Origin of the sequence: Yoonia sediminilitoris, from assembly GCF_003058085.1 — a bacterium.
GTDB lineage: Bacteria > Pseudomonadota > Alphaproteobacteria > Rhodobacterales > Rhodobacteraceae > Yoonia > Yoonia sediminilitoris.
The window spans coordinates 206,290-220,447 of record NZ_QBUD01000001.1 but is presented as its reverse complement, the minus strand read 5'-3'; the positions used below and the strand labels follow the sequence as shown (position 1 = coordinate 220,447).

General features: G+C 58.2%; 18 protein-coding genes and 1 other RNA gene. 9 read left to right on the top strand and 10 right to left on the bottom strand.

Features of this window, described 5'->3' with window-relative positions; translation table 11 throughout:
- Positions 1–44: 44 nt before the first annotated feature.
- Entirely contained in the window at positions 45–761 is a 717-nt protein-coding gene (locus C8N45_RS01130; protein WP_108384387.1) for a helix-turn-helix transcriptional regulator, read from the top strand.
- 82 nt (positions 762–843) lie between these two features.
- On the opposite strand, the gene rpmG is transcribed toward C8N45_RS01130, so the two are convergent.
- The 7 genes from rpmG to gatC form a co-directional block, all read right to left on the bottom strand.
- On the bottom strand, positions 844–1,011 hold the full coding sequence (rpmG, locus tag C8N45_RS01125; RefSeq protein ID WP_055082637.1) for a 50S ribosomal protein L33: 168 nt from the start codon (positions 1,009–1,011) through the stop codon (positions 844–846).
- Between the two features lie 114 nt (positions 1,012–1,125).
- Positions 1,126–1,524 (bottom strand): PAS domain-containing protein, encoded by a 399-nt coding sequence (locus tag C8N45_RS01120; protein WP_211095442.1) that lies wholly within the window; start codon positions 1,522–1,524, stop codon positions 1,126–1,128.
- A gap of 56 nt (positions 1,525–1,580) precedes the next feature.
- Positions 1,581–1,961, bottom strand: an RNA gene (rnpB, locus tag C8N45_RS01115) — RNase P RNA component class A.
- Between the two features lie 12 nt (positions 1,962–1,973).
- Positions 1,974–2,594, bottom strand: coding sequence for an N-acetylmuramoyl-L-alanine amidase (locus C8N45_RS01110; RefSeq protein WP_108384386.1), 621 nt, complete (start codon positions 2,592–2,594; stop codon positions 1,974–1,976).
- A 59-nt stretch (positions 2,595–2,653) separates the two neighbouring features.
- Positions 2,654–3,424 carry a hypothetical protein gene (locus C8N45_RS01105; protein ID WP_108384385.1) on the bottom strand — a complete coding sequence of 257 codons (771 nt, stop codon included), beginning with the start codon at positions 3,422–3,424 and terminating at the stop codon, positions 2,654–2,656.
- A gap of 38 nt (positions 3,425–3,462) precedes the next feature.
- The gene (gene gatA, locus C8N45_RS01100) at positions 3,463–4,950 is read right to left on the bottom strand and encodes an Asp-tRNA(Asn)/Glu-tRNA(Gln) amidotransferase subunit GatA (RefSeq protein ID WP_108384384.1); all 1,488 of its coding nucleotides are present in this window, start codon (positions 4,948–4,950) and stop codon (positions 3,463–3,465) included.
- Positions 4,950–5,237, bottom strand: a complete 288-nt coding sequence (gatC, locus tag C8N45_RS01095) for an Asp-tRNA(Asn)/Glu-tRNA(Gln) amidotransferase subunit GatC (RefSeq protein ID WP_108384383.1) — start codon at positions 5,235–5,237, stop codon at positions 4,950–4,952. The genes gatA and gatC overlap by 1 nt, the downstream gene beginning before the upstream one ends.
- A 174-nt stretch (positions 5,238–5,411) precedes the next feature.
- Between gatC and C8N45_RS01090 the strand changes: the two genes are divergently transcribed.
- Positions 5,412–6,083 (top strand): metal-dependent hydrolase, encoded by a 672-nt coding sequence (locus C8N45_RS01090; protein WP_108384382.1) that lies wholly within the window; start codon positions 5,412–5,414, stop codon positions 6,081–6,083.
- Here C8N45_RS01090 and C8N45_RS01085 read toward each other — a convergent pair.
- Positions 6,080–6,526: a nucleoside deaminase gene (locus tag C8N45_RS01085; RefSeq protein WP_108384381.1), complete on the bottom strand. Its 447-nt coding sequence runs from the start codon at positions 6,524–6,526 to the stop codon at positions 6,080–6,082. The two genes, C8N45_RS01090 and C8N45_RS01085, sit on opposite strands and share 4 nt — an antisense overlap.
- Before the next feature lie 248 nt (positions 6,527–6,774).
- Here C8N45_RS01085 and C8N45_RS01080 point away from each other — a divergent pair, with 248 nt between their 5' ends.
- The 7 genes from C8N45_RS01080 to C8N45_RS01050 all read left to right on the top strand — a co-directional run bounded on the left by C8N45_RS01080 (position 6,775) and on the right by C8N45_RS01050 (position 12,917).
- A complete protein-coding gene (locus C8N45_RS01080) occupies positions 6,775–7,587 on the top strand; it encodes a pseudouridine synthase (RefSeq protein ID WP_108384380.1) in 813 nt (270 codons plus the stop codon).
- 63 nt (positions 7,588–7,650) lie between these two features.
- The gene (locus C8N45_RS01075; RefSeq protein ID WP_108385079.1) at positions 7,651–8,472 is read left to right on the top strand and encodes a TerC family protein; all 822 of its coding nucleotides are present in this window, start codon (positions 7,651–7,653) and stop codon (positions 8,470–8,472) included.
- A 53-nt stretch (positions 8,473–8,525) separates the two neighbouring features.
- Positions 8,526–8,729 carry a hypothetical protein gene (locus C8N45_RS01070; RefSeq protein WP_108384379.1) on the top strand — a complete coding sequence of 68 codons (204 nt, stop codon included), beginning with the start codon at positions 8,526–8,528 and terminating at the stop codon, positions 8,727–8,729.
- Between the two features lies 1 nt (position 8,730).
- On the top strand, positions 8,731–9,618 hold the full coding sequence (locus tag C8N45_RS01065; RefSeq protein ID WP_108384378.1) for a 5-bromo-4-chloroindolyl phosphate hydrolysis family protein: 888 nt from the start codon (positions 8,731–8,733) through the stop codon (positions 9,616–9,618).
- On the top strand, positions 9,618–10,802 hold the full coding sequence (locus C8N45_RS01060; protein WP_108384377.1) for a toxic anion resistance protein: 1,185 nt from the start codon (positions 9,618–9,620) through the stop codon (positions 10,800–10,802). The genes C8N45_RS01065 and C8N45_RS01060 overlap by 1 nt, the downstream gene beginning before the upstream one ends.
- A 6-nt stretch (positions 10,803–10,808) precedes the next feature.
- Positions 10,809–11,768 (top strand): DUF2927 domain-containing protein, encoded by a 960-nt coding sequence (locus tag C8N45_RS01055; protein ID WP_108384376.1) that lies wholly within the window; start codon positions 10,809–10,811, stop codon positions 11,766–11,768.
- Positions 11,769–11,801: 33 nt separating this feature from the next.
- Entirely contained in the window at positions 11,802–12,917 is a 1,116-nt protein-coding gene (locus tag C8N45_RS01050; protein WP_108384375.1) for an SPFH domain-containing protein, read from the top strand.
- An 86-nt stretch (positions 12,918–13,003) separates the two neighbouring features.
- Here the strand turns inward: C8N45_RS01050 and C8N45_RS01045 are convergent, their stop codons facing one another.
- Positions 13,004–13,963, bottom strand: coding sequence for a 2-hydroxyacid dehydrogenase (locus C8N45_RS01045; protein WP_108385078.1), 960 nt, complete (start codon positions 13,961–13,963; stop codon positions 13,004–13,006).
- Positions 13,960–14,154: a hypothetical protein gene (locus tag C8N45_RS01040; protein WP_108384374.1), complete on the bottom strand. Its 195-nt coding sequence runs from the start codon at positions 14,152–14,154 to the stop codon at positions 13,960–13,962. The genes C8N45_RS01045 and C8N45_RS01040 overlap by 4 nt, the downstream gene beginning before the upstream one ends.
- Positions 14,155–14,158 lie beyond the last annotated feature (4 nt).

Here is a 14,158-nt window from a genome sequence, read left to right as displayed (position 1 = left end):
AACTGCTGCCATTTTTTGTCAGCAACTATGTTGTAGTCTGAGACATGGCCAAATCAGACCGAATCCTTCGCCTTATTCAGCTTCTTCGAAGTTTGCCCAAACCGGTCACGGCGGCCGTTCTGGCAGAAAAGCTCGAGGTGTCAAAACGCACGGTCTATCGTGATATCGACGCACTGCGGATTGTTGGTGCCCGGGTGGATGGCGAAGCAGGCGTGGGCTACGCCCTGATTGAAGATATCGCATTGCCACCACAAACCTTGACCCGGCTGGAGACGGAGGCGCTCTCGATCGGGCTGTCTGAGGTGCAGTTCAGAGGCGATGCAAAACTGGCTGACGCGGCCCGCGATGCATTTTCCAAAATCACCGCCACGCTCAAGGAAAGTCAGCAACGGGATGTGTTGCATGCGGTCAGCCAAGTCTATCGTTTCACAAAGCATGACGCCTCAGAAGTCGAAATGACGACCATCCGCGAAGCCTGTTGGTCCGAGCATGCAATGCTGCTGACTTATCGCGATCGCGCCGGATCAGAGACAACGCGGCGCATCTATCCGCTTGCGGTTCTGTACTTTGAGCGCGCTGTCATGCTGCTTGGTTTTTGCCATTTGCGAAATGATTACCGCAAGTTCCATGTGACCCAGATTATCAGCGCAACACCACTGAAGGAAAGCTTTCGGCCGCGACGTGTCCAACTTCTTAATGACTATGTCACGGACCTGCGAAAAAGGGTCGAAGAGTGGAATGGAAATCTGTCAGATTTCTAGACAGGCCTAACAGTCTGCCGACACGGCATAAAAAAAGCCGCGCAAATAGCGCGGCTTGTTCACTGTCCAAAAAGCAGATCGCTTACTTGATCTTGCCTTCCTTATACTCGACGTGCTTGCGCACGACGGGATCGTACTTTTTCACGACCATCTTTTCGGTCATGGTGCGCGCGTTCTTTTTGGTGACGTAGAAATGCCCGGTCCCCGCAGAGGAGTTCAGGCGGATTTTGATGGTGGTAGGCTTCGCCATGTCTCATCTCTCCGAATTGCGGGCGCAAGCGGCGCTTCGCTGAAAACTTGTTGAAGCTGCCTTTTACGCGGCGCTACGTGCGAGTCAACCATAAAGGCGCGAAATTGTATGAACTCAGCCCAACTCTCGCGATATGGCCAGCACTGATGTGATGTAACCTGATGCATTAGGCACTGGTGACATCGTGACTTCCCACTGTTTGATGTCGTCATTGATCGTTGCCCGCACCGTCCGGAACGTCTGCATTTCCCCGGCAAGCGCCCTTTCAAACCGTTTCTGAATCGCGGGACGATCACGCGCCGGCCAGAAATCCAGCCAAATTCGCCCCACCAGATCTGACATATCATCGACCGGCAGAAGCTGCATACCCTGCCCACCAACAAAGCTGATCCGCCCTTCGCTGTTAAGCAATTCCACACCGTCAGGGCTTTCGCGCAGCTCTGAAAGCCGCGGAATGCACGACGCATTATTGACTGGATTTGATGCAGACAACACCAGAGCCTTATTATTCACAGTTAAACCATAAGGCGAGCATATTATCAAAAAACAATCGTTTGTAAGTAAATAATGCGCGCGGACGGCCTATAAGCCGGATTTTGTTCGGGCCGAGGCCCTTGATGACCATTCATCTAGAATATCTGTTACCAGACATCCTCTAGCTGCCAACCCGGACCGTCTTGGGTTCAAGCATCCCAGCCTTGCGGCGCGAGGTCCCTATTTGGCATTGCTCCCGGTGGGGCTTGCCGTGCCGCTTGCGTTGCCGCGCGCGCGGTGGGCTCTTACCCCACCGTTTCACCATGGCCCCCATATAGAGGGTCGTTTGTTTTCTGTGGCGCTTTCCCTGAGGTTTCCCCCGCCGGGTGTTACCCGGCACCGTGCTTTGTGGAGTCCGGACTTTCCTCTGAGATCATCTGCAAGCAAATCACCCCAGCAGCCATCCAGCCATCCGCGCAATCTATCAGTTAGGCCCAAGCCGCATTCACGTCAACGGGGAAACGCCGCGCAAGATCGGTGATCATACCTGCGTCAACCGCATCCAGTGGTCCCGCGTGATGCGGCCGAAACCGCCGCCGAAAGCTGTCAAGCAAGAGCGCAGGGTCGGGCGTTGCAGTATAGCCAAAGGCCTGCATCATGGGGGCAAAAACGTTTGTTGCGGTCTTTGTTGCACTCTCGGGCCAGACCGATAGACCGTCTTTGACAAGCCGGCGCCAATCGAACCGCTTGCCCGGGTCAATCTTGCGCCCCGGCGCCATGTCCGAATGGCCAATAATCCGTTCCGGTCGGATCGCCCAGCGCGACTGAATACCTTGCAGCAGTTCCGTCAGCGCATCCATTTGCGCCGCGGCAAAGGGGCTGAACCCGTCGTTGGACAGCTCAATCCCGATCGAATGGCTATTTACGTCCTTCACCTTGCCCCACTGGCCTGCGCCCGCGTGCCACGCGCGCATGGCTTCAGGCACCAGTGACAGAACCTCGCCATCCGGCGCGATCAGGTAATGGGCCGATACTGCGTTGTCAGGATTGCACAGGGTCCGCAGTGCAGCCTGCGTATCCGCCATCGCGGTATAATGAATGACGACCATATCAGGGCGCGCGCAACCCTTGCGCGGCCCAAAGTTCGGTGAATTATGCGCGCTCTGCCTCAGCGTCCAGCGGCCTGCTTGAAGGGCGCAGGATCCCAGCCGCAGGCAAATCCATCGCCATCCGGGTCGATCCCGCGCCTGTCACGCTCTGGCCCGCCACGGGCCAGAAAATCGCGTTGCGCTTCGTCGTCGTTTGCGTAGGTCGCGCAGTTGCGCTGGAACCGCCCCTGCCCAGACAACAACGACCGGCTGTACCATTCCTGCCCGCGCGCGTTGGGCGCGTTGATCGCATATTCCACGATATTCGGCCCTGTGCTGCTTGGTCGTTCGGGCACCGCTGTCGGCGCGATCTGCTGCCGTGCGGCAGCCTGAGCAGCGCGTCGCTGCGCATCGCTTTCAATGGATTCGCGGCCTGCGACGGCATCAAAGCTTTGCTCGTCCGAAATGCCGGAATTGTTTGGCACGACAGGGGCAGCGGGCTGCGCCGGAACAGGTTGCACGGCGACGGGTTGCGTCGCGTCAAGCGGCGGCTGCGCTGGCTGCGGCGGCAGGGTTTGCGGCAGCGTTGATGCGCCAATCCCAGCGGCCGCCAGATCACTGCTGGGTATCCCGCCGGGCGGCAAGGTCTGCGGCTGATCCGGTACAGTATTCACGCGGGGCGGAGGCACAATCGCAGTGCGTGGGGCTGCCAGCGCCGCTTCGCGCCGTGCCCGTTCAATTTCAAACTGCTCGTAATCACCAAAGCCCACACCGCGCGTGTCATCGGGCGCACTCCCACCACATGCTGAAAGCGCCACCAAGGCGATAAGAAGTCCCGTGCCCGTTTTCATGGGTGTCACCTGTCAAACCACTGTTATTTTGCTGCAGGCTACCACCACTTTGCAGGTTTGGCTACAAATCCTGCCGACTGCTCAAGGCTGTAGGCGACGTTGAGCAGATCACCTTCTTCCCAAGGCCGCCCGATCAGTTGCAGCCCGAGCGGCAACCCCTGACTGTCAACACCCGTGGGCACGGCAATTCCGGGCAAACCGGCAAGGTTGACCGTCACCGTGAACACGTCATTGAGATACATCTGAATAGGGTCCGCATCCGTCATTTCGCCCAACCCAAAGGCGGCCGAAGGCGTGGCGGGCGTCAGAATCGCATCAACGCCACCTGCAAAAACCTGATCAAAGTCCTGTTTGATCAAGGCCCGCACCCGGCGCGCCCGGTTATAGTAGGCGTCATAGAAACCGGCGGACAGCACATAGGTACCAATCATCACGCGGCGCTGCACCTCGGGGCCGAAGCCTTCGGCACGGGTTTTTTCGTACATCTCGGTGATGCCGTCGCCCTGTGCCAGCTTGGCGCGGTGCCCGAAACGAACCCCATCATAACGGGCAAGGTTGGAAGAGGCTTCCGCAGGTGCGATCACATAATAAGCTGGCAGCGCATATTTGGTGTGCGGCAGACTGATGTCCTTGATGATCGCACCTGCATCTTTTAGCATCACGGTGCCATCTTCCCACAGTTTTTCAATCTCGGCTGGCATCCCGTCCATGCGGTATTCCTTTGGAATACCAATCACTTTGCCTTTGATGTCGCCTGTCAAAGCGGCCTCAAAATCCGGGACCGCCAGATCGGCACTCGTGCTGTCCAATGGGTCATGACCTGACATCGCGCGCAGCATGATCGCCGCGTCGCGCACATCTTTGGTCATCGGTCCGGCCTGATCAAGCGAAGACGCAAATGCGACAATGCCCCAACGCGATACACGACCATAGGTCGGTTTCAGGCCTGTGATGCCCGTAAAGGCCGCAGGCTGGCGGATTGATCCGCCCGTATCTGTCCCTGTCGCTGCAAGGCACAGATCAGCGGCAACCGCACTGGCAGACCCACCCGACGACCCACCCGGTGTCAGCGCCGCATCGTCATTGCCCCGTCGCCAGGGGTTAACCGCATTGCCATAGACAGAGGTTTCGTTGGACGACCCCATCGCAAATTCGTCCATGTTCAGCTTGCCCAGCATCACAGCACCGGCGTCAAACAACTGGGTGGTGATGGTGGATTCATATTCGGGCTTGAACCCTTCCAGAATGCGCGACGCTGCTTGCGACGCAACACCTTTTGTGCAGAATAGATCCTTGATCCCCAAGGGGATCCCGCACATATCCGGCGCGTCGCCCGCCTTGATCCGTACGTCAGCGGCGGCAGCCTGTGCAGTCGCAATTTCGGGTGTTTTGTGCACAAATGCCCCCAGCGCATCGGCCCCTTCGATGGCCGTCAGACATGCGGCGGTAATCTCTGCGCTGGTTGTTTCGCCTTTGCGCAGCGCATCACGCGCGCCAGCGATGGTCAGTTTGGTCAGATCAGTCATTATTCCACCACCTTCGGCACAGCAAAGAACCCTTCACGCGCATCGGGCGCATTCTTCAGCACGGCCTCCTGCTGGTTGCCATCTGTCACCACATCCGCACGGCGCTTGAGCCGCTGCGGCGTGACCGATGTCATCGGCTCGACCCCTTCGACATCAACTTCGTTGAGCTGCTCGATAAACCCAAGAATTGCGCTGAATTCAGACGCTAGTGCAGGCAGCGCGTCATCTTCGACCTTGATCCGGGCGAGTTTGGCAACGCGGCGGGCGGTTTCGGTGTCAATGGACATAGAGAACTCCGGCTGTTTGTTGGGGCCGCGTTTACCGCTCAACGGCTGCGCCCGCAAGCATATGCCTGCGGTAAACTTCAATCATCCAACCCGGTTTGATTGCGGTTCAGTCAAAACATCTTTCCGGTTTGCTCCGCGACGCTATAATCTTGGGTTAACAAGGGGAGAAACCACATGAAAATTATCTGGCTCGGGCACGCAAGTTTCAGGATCGAAATTGCGGGGCAAATCCTCCTGATTGATCCATGGTTGGATGGCAATCCCAGCTTTCCAAATGACCAAAGGGCCGCAGCCCTGACAGGTGCCACGCATATTTTGCTGACCCATGGGCATTTCGACCACACGTCCGAAGCGGATGCGATTGCCAAGGAAACCGGTGCGACAATCGTGGGCATTCCGGAACTTTGCGGCATGTTCGAAGGACATGAACTGATAGAGTTCAACAAGGGCGGCACGGTTGACCTCGGCGGGCCACTGGTGTCGATGGTCCATGCCACACATTCATCCTCGCTTGGCAGCGCCTATGCGGGAACTGAGTCAGGATTCATGATCAAAGGCGAAGACCACATGATCTACGTCTCGGGCGATACAGACATTATGGCCGACATGGACTGGATGGCGGATTTCTACAAACCCGACATCGGTATCCTGTGTGCAGGCGGGCACTATACGATGGGGATGGAGGGGGCGGCCTACGCAGCCAAACGCTATTTCAACTTCGACACGGTAATCCCGTGCCATTACAAAACATTCCCCCTGCTGGCGCAATCTGCCCAGCCTTTGGTTGACGCGCTGCCAGACGTTGATGTGCGCACCCCGGAATTGATGGAGGTCGTGGAGATCTAGCGACGCTGCGCAAAAAAGTCGCGCAGCAGTGCCTCTGACGCGGCCGCCCCGATCCCGTCATAGACATCTGGTACATGGTGGCATTGGGGATGGCTAAAGATGCGCGGCCCCTGCGCGATACCGCCAGACTTTGGGTCCGCAGCCCCATAATAAAGCCGCGCGATCCGCGCGTTGCTGATTGCGGCGGCACACATCGGACAGGGCTCAAGCGTCACGTAAAGGTCGCAACCGGCCAGGCGCTCTTGACCCATTTCAGCACAGGCCTGCCGGATCACGAGCATTTCGGCATGGGCGGTGGGGTCGTTCAACTCGCGGGTCCGGTTGCCCGCAAGCGCGATCACCTGCCCGTTTTGCACAAGTACGGCCCCAACCGGCACCTCGCCACGCGCGGCGGCCTGACTTGCCTGATTCAGGGCGGCATCCATGTGACTGCGGAACTCCATGACGTCTGATGCCCCGTTGTGGATGGGCGTTCAACCATGTTCGTCAATTTCGGGACCGACGGGGCCCGTTTGACAGAGGGTGAACGCGCTGCCCGACATGACCGCCTGCGGTTTGCTGCAACAGCCAGAAATCGCGCTCACCCGCAAGCCGCTTCCAACAACTCCCGCTGTTTGTTCGCGACGAAACGCACGATCCATACATCACTCTGCAATTGCGCAGTGCCGTCCTTGTCTCTAAACGCGGGGTCATGACTGATACACCCCCAAGCGGCGATCGCATCGCCAAAGTCCTGTCCCGCGCAGGGATTGCCAGCAGACGCGAGGCCGAGCGGATGATCGAGGCTGGCCGCGTGAGCGTGAATGGCAAGGTGATCACCAGCCCTGCCCTGAATGTCTCGGGCGCAGACAAGATTGTCGTGGATGGCAAACAGGTCGGCGAACCTGACCCGCCGCGCATCTGGCTATATCACAAGCCCGCAGGCCTTGTGACAACAGAGCGTGACGAACAGGGGCGGCCAACGGTCTTTGCATCGCTGCCCGACACAATGCCGCGCGTGATGTCGGTAGGGCGTCTTGACCTGAATTCCGAAGGGTTGCTGCTGCTAACAAATGATGGCGGGGTCAAACGCACGCTAGAACTGCCCAGCACCGGCTGGCTGCGTCGGTACCGCGTGCGGATCAAGGGATCGGTCAGCGAGGCCAAGCTGGACCAATTACGCGCCGGGATCACCGTTGACGGCCTGACATACCAGCCGATGACCGTCACCTTTGATCGCCAGCAAGGGGCCAACGCATGGCTGACAATTTCCTTGCGCGAAGGCAAAAACCGCGAAATTCGCCGCGCCATGGAAGAGATCGGCGTGATCGTGAACCGCCTGATCCGCGTCAGCTACGGACCGTTCCAGCTGGGCGCATTGGCCCAAGGCGAGGTTGAAGAGCTCAAACAGCGGGTGGTGCGTGACCAACTGGGCCTGTCGGGCAAACCAACGCCCGTGCGCCAGCGCAAACCGGTGAATCGTCCGGCCAAACGCCCCGAAAGTGGCAAAAAGCGCTCAACTTGAACCCTTGTTCCGGGCAACGCGTTGTGCATTGTAGTTGCAAACGAAAACAAAAGGGATTTCGCTTTGGCCGACCTGCTGACGCTTGAAAACGCAACAAACCTGATCATGCTGTGCTTTTTGCAGGCGGTGCTGGGTTTTGACAACCTCTTGTACATCTCGATTGAAAGCCAGCGCGCGCCGGTTGCCCAGCAAAAACAGGTGCGCATGTGGGGCATCCTGATTGCGGTTGGCCTGCGCGTGGTGCTGCTGTTCACAATGATCCAACTTCTTGGCTGGCTGTCAGAGCCGTTTTTCATCATGGAATGGGAAGGCGTTCTGGAAGGCGGCGTGAATTTCGCCACGATTATCTTTGTGCTGGGCGGTATTTTCATCATGTATACGGCCGTCAAGGAAATCGGACATATGCTGTCGATGGATAAACTTGACCATGACGTGGATGGGAAATCCTCAAAATCCGCCACGCAGGTGGTTTTACTGATTGTCGTCATGAACCTGATCTTTTCGTTCGATTCCGTTCTGTCGGCGCTGGCGATCACCGATGTGTTCCCGATACTGGCCACGGCGATCATTCTTTCGGGCATCGCAATGCTGGTGCTCGCCGATGGGGTGACGCGGTTTCTTGAAAAGAACCGGATGTACGAAGTGCTCGGCCTGTTTATCCTGCTGATTGTTGGCGTCGTGCTGCTGGGCGAAGCGGGCCCTGCTGCGGCCCACGCGATGCATGACGATACGCTGCAAATCAAAGTCTGGGGACAGGATATCATCCCAATGTCGAAATCCACATTCTACTTCTCTGTAGTGGTCCTCGTCGCCGTCGAAATCATCCAGTCAGGCTATAGCCGCAAACTGAACGCAGAGCGGGCCGCGTTACAGAAACACTCGTAATGTCAGCATTGCATACCTACATGGGAAAGGGATGAAAATGAATCGAGGGGCCTATGATCCGTCTTATTTTCTTTGCGGTCCTGATCGCAGTTTTGGTTGTGGCTGGCATTCTGGTCGTCACTATTCTGCTGTCCGTCTTTACGGCCAAGACCGTGATGGGGGCCGATAATATGCCAAGCCCGATCCAGAAAATATCCTATATCGCCCTTGTGATCCTTTTGATTGGCCTCAGCGTCGGCTGGATCGGAGGCGTCTGACATGGCCAAACGGTATGGCGGCCGGTTCAGCCCCGATGGGCAGGACACAGCGCAAGAACAGCCAAAGGCGGCAGAGATCAGGGCACCGGGCATGAAGTCCAATCTGCTGTTTGTGCCTGCCGTTATTCTGGTGTTCACATCGCTCAACGAAACCCCGCAAGACCTTGTGCTGGGTCTAGTCGCGGCAGGTGCGCTGACCTTTGCCGCTTGGCTGCTGCGCGAAGGGCTGAAGGCAGAGGCCGCTTATAACGCCCGCAAGGTCGCGCGCCGCCCTGCCCTGCCCCGCAAGATGCTGGCGACAGCCCTGACAGGAGCGGGTGCCGCACTTGCCGCCTACAGCAATGATACAGGCGTGGTCGGGTCCGCGCTTTATGCCGTGGCGGCGGCTGGCCTGCATGTGACAGCCTTTGGCATTGACCCGTTGAAAGACAAACGGATGGAAGGGATCGACGCCCGCCAGCAGGACCGTGTGGCCAAGGTTGTGGATGAGGCGCAGAATTACCTTGATGCGATGAAAGACCAGATCGACAGTCTTGGCGACAGCAAGCTGACGGCCCGCGTGGCCAGCTTTCAGGTCGTTGCCCACAAGATGATCCGCACCGTCGAAGAGGACCCGCGCGATCTGACCGGTGCGCGCAAGTTTCTGGGCGTCTATCTGATGGGCGCACGTGACGCGACGGTGAAGTTTGTGGACCTTTACAAGCGAAACAAGGATGCAGACGCACGTGACAAATACGATGCTCTGCTGGATGATCTGGAACATAATTTCGACGCACGAACGCAAAAGATGCTGCTGGATGATCGCAGCGACATGGATATCGAAATCAATGTGCTGCGCGACCGATTGCAGCGCGAAGGCGTGAGCCTGAACTTGAAAGGGAATAGGTAATGTCCGAAGAAATCCGCCAGAAGGCCGAAGCCGTTGTCGCAGAACTGGAAAAGGTGACAGCCGTTGCCTTGCCCGAGCCAAAAGGCGAGCTTGTCACGCTTGACGCCGCTGACGCCCCGACAAGCGAGGAAATCACCCGGCGGATGGCGGAAGTTGATATCACGGACACCAATTCGATCGTCTCATTTGGGTCTGCCGCGCAATCGGAATTGCAGGAGATTTCGCAATCCATGCTGGCAGGTGTACGCAACAAGGATGTTGGTCCGGCGGGCGACAGTCTGCGCAATATGGTGACGACAATTCGCGGCTTTTCGATCTCTGAACTGGATGTGCGCCGCGAACGTAGCTGGTGGGAAAAACTGCTGGGCCGCGCAGCCCCCATTGCCAAATTCGCCGCCAAATTCGAAGAGGTGCAGGGCCAGATCGACCATATCACAGGTGATCTCCTCAAGCATGAGCATGTGCTTTTGAAGGATATCGAAAGCCTTGATATGCTGTACGACAAGACCCTGCAGTTCTACGATGAACTGGGCCTGTATATCGCGGCGGGTGAAGCAAAGGTCGCCGATCTCGACACCAACACAATCCCCGCCAAAGAGACAGAGGTGCAAGGAGCCCCCGAAGATCAGGCCGTGATGAAAGCGCAGGAATTGCGCGACATCCGTTCGGCGCGCGATGATCTGGAAAGGCGGGTGCATGACCTGAAACTGACCCGTCAGGTGACGATGCAGTCGCTGCCGTCTATCCGGCTGGTGCAGGAAAATGACAAATCGCTGGTCACGAAAATCAACTCGACCCTCGTGAACACCGTGCCATTGTGGGAAACCCAACTGGCACAGGCCGTCACGATCCAGCGCTCATCCGAGGCCGCGACCGCCGTGCGCGATGCCAACGATCTGACCAACGAGTTGCTGACCGCCAATGCAGCCAACCTGCGTGACGCCAACAAGGTGATCCGCACCGAAATGGAGCGCGGGGTGTTTGACATCAACGCCGTCAAGGAAGCGAACGCCAACCTGATTGCCACGATCAATGAAAGTCTTGAGATTGCGGACGAAGGCAAGCGCAAGCGCGCCGAAGCCGAAGCCGAAATGATCAAGATGGAGGCAGAACTGAAACAAACGCTGGCCGCAGCGCGCGCCAAGGCCAGCCCCAGTGCCGCGCCCGGCGACACGGACCTCTAGAGCCACATGCGCGGTTGGACGGGGATATCGCGCGGCCTGATCCTTGCCTCTTTGGCGGGGCTGGTTGGCTGTGGCGATATTCTGGTCGAACCGCCCGCGCAAACGGCCGCGCCGCCAGTTGCCCCCCCACCCGCTGAACCGCTGGTCAAAGCCCCCAGTCAGGCCAGCCGCGACTTGGCACGCTACTACAGCGGTTTGCAAAACAGCCTGCTGACCCAAGGGCTTTTGCGCGGTGATGGCGGCGGGCCTGATACGCCCTTCACCGACACGCAACTGGCCCGGAATTTCGTGCAGATCGCCCTGTTCAACGAATATCGCGATGATTCCGATTTCAGCCGCCCGCAGGCCACCGTGTCCAAGCTGCGGCGCTGGGATCAGCCCATCCGGATGCATGTGCAATTCGGCGATACGGTGCCGCTGGCCCAACGTGATCAGGATCAGGCCAGTGTCAGTGCCTATGCCGCCCGGTTGTCACGGTTAACCGGTGTGCCCGTCACCCAGACCGATCGCAGGCCGAATTTCCACGTGCTGTTCCTGGGCGAAGACGACAGGCGTGCCTATGCGGATGAATTGCGCAATCTGATACCGGGGATTTCTGATGCGACGGTCCGGGCTTTCACCGACCTGCCGCGCAACCAGCTTTGCGTGGTTATCGGCAGCTTCAAGCCCGGGCAATCCAGCTATCGCACTGCGATCGCGCTGATCCGCGCTGAACATCCCAACCTGATGCGCAGCGCCTGCATTCACGAAGAACTGGCCCAAGGCATGGGGCTGGCAAATGACAGCCCTGCCGCGCGCCCGTCGATCTTTAACGACGACGAAGAATTCGCGCTGCTGACAACCCATGACGAACTGCTTTTGCAAATGCTTTATGATCCACGTTTTGAAACCGGCATGCCAATCACAGCCGCCGCACCGATTGCACGGCAAGTTGCCACCGAAATAGTGACGCCCGGCCAAAGCTGAGGCGCTGACACGACTGATAGGAGACCTGAAATTATGGGCATTTTCGATTTTTTGACGGGCGAATTCATCGACGTCATCCATTGGACAGACGACACCCGCGATACGATGGTCTGGCGGTTTGAACGCGAGGACCACGAAATCAAATATGGCGCCAAGCTGACCGTCCGCGAAGGCCAAGCCGCCGTGTTTGTGCACGAGGGCCAGTTGGCCGACGTCTTTACTCCCGGTCTTTATATGCTTGAAACCAACAACATGCCGATCATGACGACCCTGCAACATTGGGATCACGGCTTTCAAAGCCCCTTCAAGTCAGAGATTTACTTCGTCAATACGACCCGTTTCAGCAACCTCAAGTGGGGCACGAAAAACCCCATCATGCTGCGCGACCCCGAATTCGGACCAACACGCATCCGCGCCTATGGCACCTATACGGTCAAGGTCGCGGACCCGGCGATATTCCTCCGCGAAATTGTCGGCACAGACGGCGAATTCACCATGGATGAAATCAGTTTCCAGATTCGCAATATCATCGTGCAGGAATTCAGCCGCGCGATTGCCGCCTCTGGTATTCCGGTGCTGGATATGGCCGCAAACACCGCCGATCTGGGCAAGCTGGTCGCAGAGGCCATCGACAGCACAATCCGGCAATATGGCCTCAGCATTCCCGAGCTTTATATCGAAAACATCAGCCTGCCCGAAGCCGTAGAAAGGGCATTGGATGACCGCACATCGCGCGGTGTGGCGGGCAATCTGGACGATCACATGAAATGGAAGGCCGCAGAGGCGATGGCCACCGAAGGCTCTGCCGCAGGTCAGGCGATGGGCATGGGCATGGGGGCCGGTCTGGGGATGCAGATGGGCAATATGGTGAACGCGGGGCCTTGGGGGCAAGCGCCTGCTGCACCCGCCGCTGCGGCACCACCGCCGCCGCCACCACCACCGGTTGAGCATGTCTGGCACATCGCCGAAGCCGGCGAAGTCAGTGGCCCGTTTTCAAAGGCCGCGATGGGGCGCAAAGTTACCGATGGCGCGCTGACCCGCGACACGATGGTCTGGACCCAAGGGCAGGATGGCTGGATGAAGGCCGAAGATGTGACCGAACTGGCGCATCTCTTTACCGTCATGCCACCGCCACCACCGGGTGCGTAAAGACCCTGCCTACGGCGCCAGACCGAAACTGCTTTCTGGGCGTCGCAGATAAACTTGCGGCACGATATCAAGCCGAAGCACATGCATCAAAGCGCATCACCCGGCGCTTTGCCTGCAAAGTAGGCGTCAAGATTATCAAGCGCCCGGAAACCCATTGCATCGCGGGTTTGCACCGTAGCGCTGCCGATATGGGGCAGCATGAAGATGTTATCATATTGCGCAAAGGCAGGGTTGCCACCCGGCTCGGTCTTGAAGCAATCCAGCCCCGCCGCAGCGACCTGCCCGCTATCCAACGCGCCCATCAATGCGTCTTCGTCAACCAGCGCACCACGGGCTGTGTTTACAAGAACAGCGCCCTGCGGCAGCAGCGCCAGTCGGTCCGCATTCATCAAATCAGCGGTCTGAGGTGTCGCGGGGCAGTGCAGCGACAGGAAATCGGCAACCCCAAGCAGGCTTTCGATGCTGTCATGATAGGTCGCGCCATGGGCCTGTGCATCCGGCAGGCGCGAACGGTTGAAATAGTGGATCTCCATATCGAAACCGCGGGCCTTGGCGGCGAACGCACGCCCGACACGGCCCATTCCGATAATGCCAAGCCGTGCGCCTGTGACCTGCTTTCCGACCATAAAGGCAGGCGACCAGCTGTCCCATGCCCCCGAACGCACAATACGGTCGCCCGCAACAGCATGACGGGCCGCCCCCAGCATCAGCAGCATGGCCAGTTCCGCCGTGGCGTCGGACAGGACATCGGGCGTGTTGGTGATGGTGATGCCGCGCGCCTTGAGCGCTTGCAGATCGCAATGATCCACCCCGACGGAATGGTTGGCCACGATTTGCAGACGGTCCCCGAACTGCGCGACCACATCGGCGCTGAAATGTTCGGAATGGCATGGGATGATCGCATCGAACGCATGACTGGCCGCGATGAGGTCCTGTGCACTGCCCGGCGTGTCATCATGGTTGATGACAACATCATAATCGCGGGCTGCACGTTCAAGCGTTGCATCACTCAGGCGGCGGGTGATCCAAAGGCGCGGTTTGGTCATTTCTTGCGCACGCATTCATCCCAGAAGTCATACAGGGCGGCTCCACAGACCACGATGGCAATAACCATGAAAGGCAGCCCACCGGTGAAGCCTGCAAATCCGGTCGAGATACTGTAGGACAGGCCGCCAATAAAGATAAGCAGGATCGCGGTGCCGATAAATCCCATGAGAAGTTTGATACCATATGACATAGTC

What these genes read in the sequence shown, in the direction of transcription:
- C8N45_RS01085 (WP_108384381.1), bottom strand. Translation starts at nt 6,526, where the DNA reads ATGGAGTTCCGCAGTCACATGGATGCCGCCCTGAATCAGGCAAGTCAG.
- C8N45_RS01045 (WP_108385078.1), bottom strand. Translation starts at nt 13,963, where the DNA reads ATGACCAAACCGCGCCTTTGGATCACCCGCCGCCTGAGTGATGCAACG.
- C8N45_RS01060 (WP_108384377.1), top strand. Translation starts at nt 9,618, where the DNA reads ATGTCCGAAGAAATCCGCCAGAAGGCCGAAGCCGTTGTCGCAGAACTG.
- C8N45_RS01050 (WP_108384375.1), top strand. Translation starts at nt 11,802, where the DNA reads ATGGGCATTTTCGATTTTTTGACGGGCGAATTCATCGACGTCATCCAT.
- C8N45_RS01055 (WP_108384376.1), top strand. Translation starts at nt 10,809, where the DNA reads ATGCGCGGTTGGACGGGGATATCGCGCGGCCTGATCCTTGCCTCTTTG.
- C8N45_RS01105 (WP_108384385.1), bottom strand. Translation starts at nt 3,424, where the DNA reads ATGAAAACGGGCACGGGACTTCTTATCGCCTTGGTGGCGCTTTCAGCA.
- C8N45_RS01080 (WP_108384380.1), top strand. Translation starts at nt 6,775, where the DNA reads ATGACTGATACACCCCCAAGCGGCGATCGCATCGCCAAAGTCCTGTCC.
- C8N45_RS01065 (WP_108384378.1), top strand. Translation starts at nt 8,731, where the DNA reads ATGGCCAAACGGTATGGCGGCCGGTTCAGCCCCGATGGGCAGGACACA.
- C8N45_RS01040 (WP_108384374.1), bottom strand. Translation starts at nt 14,154, where the DNA reads ATGTCATATGGTATCAAACTTCTCATGGGATTTATCGGCACCGCGATC.
- gatA (WP_108384384.1), bottom strand. Translation starts at nt 4,950, where the DNA reads ATGACTGATCTGACCAAACTGACCATCGCTGGCGCGCGTGATGCGCTG.
- C8N45_RS01110 (WP_108384386.1), bottom strand. Translation starts at nt 2,594, where the DNA reads ATGGTCGTCATTCATTATACCGCGATGGCGGATACGCAGGCTGCACTG.
- rpmG (WP_055082637.1), bottom strand. Translation starts at nt 1,011, where the DNA reads ATGGCGAAGCCTACCACCATCAAAATCCGCCTGAACTCCTCTGCGGGG.
- C8N45_RS01070 (WP_108384379.1), top strand. Translation starts at nt 8,526, where the DNA reads ATGATCCGTCTTATTTTCTTTGCGGTCCTGATCGCAGTTTTGGTTGTG.
- C8N45_RS01130 (WP_108384387.1), top strand. Translation starts at nt 45, where the DNA reads ATGGCCAAATCAGACCGAATCCTTCGCCTTATTCAGCTTCTTCGAAGT.
- C8N45_RS01090 (WP_108384382.1), top strand. Translation starts at nt 5,412, where the DNA reads ATGAAAATTATCTGGCTCGGGCACGCAAGTTTCAGGATCGAAATTGCG.
- gatC (WP_108384383.1), bottom strand. Translation starts at nt 5,237, where the DNA reads ATGTCCATTGACACCGAAACCGCCCGCCGCGTTGCCAAACTCGCCCGG.